General features: G+C 55.0%; 2 protein-coding genes, 1 pseudogene and 1 riboswitch. Of the genes and pseudogenes, 2 read left to right on the top strand and 1 reads right to left on the bottom strand.

Annotation, left to right across the window (positions count from 1 at the left end; genetic code table 11):
- Positions 1-86 precede the first annotated feature (86 nt).
- Positions 87-716: a nitroreductase family protein gene (locus ABEV74_RS22755; RefSeq protein WP_430149925.1), complete on the top strand. Its 630-nt coding sequence runs from the start codon at positions 87-89 to the stop codon at positions 714-716.
- Between the two features lie 199 nt (positions 717-915).
- Here the strand turns inward: ABEV74_RS22755 and ABEV74_RS22750 are convergent, their stop codons facing one another.
- Positions 916-2,346 (bottom strand): NAD(P)/FAD-dependent oxidoreductase, encoded by a 1,431-nt coding sequence (locus ABEV74_RS22750; protein ID WP_430149923.1) that lies wholly within the window; start codon positions 2,344-2,346, stop codon positions 916-918.
- Between the two features lie 44 nt (positions 2,347-2,390).
- Positions 2,391-2,490: riboswitch (purine riboswitch) on the bottom strand.
- Positions 2,491-2,731: 241 nt separating this feature from the next.
- On the opposite strand from ABEV74_RS22750, the pseudogene ABEV74_RS22745 reads away from it, so the two are divergent.
- A pseudogene (locus ABEV74_RS22745) lies at positions 2,732-2,809 on the top strand (RNA-binding S4 domain-containing protein); the annotation flags it as partial.
- Between the last annotated feature and the right edge of the window lie 184 nt (positions 2,810-2,993).

Raw genomic sequence — 2,993 nt, 5'->3', positions numbered from 1 at the left:
TCCACATTCCGATTTCATGATGAAATGTACTTGAACGAACGGCCGAGGTCCGCAAGAAAAAAAGAATGGAGGAGACCGGCAAAATCATGTTAAAGACCGAACAAACCGATTTTTTCGACGTCGTCCGAAATCGTCATTCCGTGAGACATTACGATGCCTCGTATCAAATGAGCGAGCAGCAAATTACCGAGCTGCTGGAGATTGCCGGCAGCGCGCCGTCCTCATGGAACTTGCAGCACTGGAAGTTCCTCACTATTACCGATCGAGCGGCGAAGGAGAAGCTGCTGCCCATCGCTTACGGGCAAAAGCAAATCGTCGAGTCTTCCGTCGTCGCCGTGCTGGGTGATCTGGAGGCAAACCGTAACGCGGAAGCCGTGTACGGACCGGCGGTCGAAGCCGGATTGATGCCCGAAGAAGTAAAGGCGAATCTGATCGGCCAGATCGAGGCCGCTTACGCCAACGTTCCGCACGTCCCCCGCGACGAGGCGATCCGCAACGCTTCGCTGGCCGCGATGCAGCTTATGCTGGCGGCGAAGGCGAAAGGACTCGATTCGTGCCCGATAGGCGGATTCGATGCCGGCCGGTTCGTGGAGGCGTTCGGCGTGCCGGAGCGTTACATTCCGGTAGTTTTGATTACCATCGGCAAAGCGGCCGTTCCCGCTCGTCCGTCCACCCGTTTCCCGGTGGAACAGACGATCGTCTGGAACGGGTTCTGATAACAGACGCCGACACCGACACGGCCTGCGGCAAACGCAGCCGTATGCGCAGCGGCATAGGCATAATAGCGAAGAGCATACACCTACAAAACAATCGAAGGCCGCTTCGCGGACAACCGCGAGCGGCCTTCTGCTTCGTTGCAATGATTCGATGCCGTCTTTCATCGTTATAAACGATCCAATGATCCCTCATTCGTCATTACAACGATTCGATGATCCCTCTTGCCATCCATACGCCGGCCGCGCCCGCCTGGGCAAGACCGCGCGTAATGCCCGCGCCGTCGCCGCCGCAGTACAGCCCACGGATCTCCGTCTCCAGCCGTTCGGTAAGCTTGGGCCGCGCGGAATAAAATTTGGCTTCCACGCCGTAAAATAACGTATGCTCGGAAGCGATTCCCGGCGTGACGTGATCGAGCGCCTCGATCATCTCGATAAGGCTCTTCATCGTATTGTACGGCAGGACAAGCCCGAGATCGCCCGGTACGGCCTCCTTCAGCGTCGGCTCCAGGAAACCTTCCCGAATGCGGCCTTCCGTCGAACGGCGTCCGCGCAAAATATCGCCGTACTTCTGAACGATGATGCCGCCGTTCGACAGATCGTTCGCCCGTTTGCAAATTTCTCGCGCATACTCGTTCGGCTTGTCGAACGGCTCGGTGAACTTGTGCGACACAAGCAGCGCAAAATTCGTGTTGTTCGAGCCGAGTTCCGGATCCTTGAACGAATGGCCGTTCGCCGCCATGACGCCGGTATGGTTCTCCACGACGACATGACCCGAAGGGTTGCTGCAAAAAGTGCGCACCCGCGTGCCGACCGACGTATTGAACACAAACTTGCCTTCATACAAATGTTCGTTGATTTCCCGCATCACGATATCGGACGTTTCCACGCGGACGCCGACGTCCACCTGATTATTGAACATTTTGAGCCGGCGCTTCTTCAGTATGCCGCTCAGCCAGCCCGAGCCGTCGCGCCCCGGCGCAATGATGACCCTTTTGGCCTCGTGCGTCTCGCCGTTTTTGAGCACAATGCCGCGAATACGGTGGACGCCGTCCTCTTTCTCCGTGACGATATCCTCCACTTCGGTTTTGAACGCCATATCGATGCGCGGCTGCAAATATTCGTAGATCGATTTCAGAATCTCCAGGTTTTGCTCCGTTCCCAAGTGGCGCACCTGCGCGCGCAGCAGCTTCAAACCGGCCGCATAGGCCCGCTGCTCGATGCTGCGGACCGTCTCTGTCGTCGGATCGGTGATGACTGTCGTCGCGCCATGCTTCAAATTGAGCTCATCCACATATCGGGTCAGTTCCATAACCTTCGACGGGGCCAAATAATCCGTCAGCCAGCCGCCGAACTCGGTCGTAATATTGAACTTGCCGTCGCTGTATGCGCCTGCCCCGCCGAACCCCGCCGTAATCGAGCATGCCGGAACGCAGCCCGCGAATTCCTTGCGTCCGCTGGCCGGCGGACAAAGCTTGATTTTCTCCTCCAGAATCGGGCAGCGGCGGCGGTAAATATCGTGTCCTTTGTCGACCAGCAGCACCTTCAAATGAGGCGCTTTCAGCGTGAACTCGTAACAGGCGAATATCCCTGCAGGACCCGCCCCCACGACGATGACGTCATATTTGCTCATGGTATCTCCCCCCAAACACAAAAAATCCCGGCTATGAAATAGGATACACGAATCCTCCTATTCGTAGCCCGGGATTTACGGTCCCTTGTAGAAACCCTCAAACCGTATTATTGAGGATATACGAACCACAGCTTTGCATATGAAACGTTTAGGTCAACAGTTGCTATTGTAACGAATATTCACGAATAAGTCAATATATTCTATGCCTAATGTTCGTGTTTGAGCGGATAAAACAAATGCAATCATGATAAAAACAGTTTATTTTTGAAATAATCCGAACATTTCGCGCGAAACGCTGAACACGATTGTTTCAAGTCGGTTTGCCTATCCTTGCAAGGTGTCCAAATTTAGGAGGTTAGTCCGTGACGGTCCATTGCGGCGGCAATTGCGTCCGGACAAATTTCTCAAGGTTTCGAGGCTAATCAAGAGGTTCACCGCGGCCAAGGACCAATCCGATTCGGGGGCGGGGCTAAAAACGGAAACCGCCATGAAACGGAAGTCGCATGGCGGTTATGGTCGGGATTATGAATCGAGCGTATACGTGTACGTTTTTTCCTTGTTCGAGAAAAATTCGGTGTGCTTGAAGGTCAGCTTGCCGCCGTCGCGCGACACGAACCGCAGGCCGTCGCCGTGATAGTTCGCATCCA

It is taken from the genome of Paenibacillus cisolokensis (genome assembly GCF_050481165.1).
In the GTDB taxonomy this organism is placed as follows: domain Bacteria; phylum Bacillota; class Bacilli; order Paenibacillales; family Paenibacillaceae; genus Paenibacillus_AH; species Paenibacillus_AH cisolokensis.
This window is presented reverse-complemented; position numbering and strand designations above follow the sequence as displayed.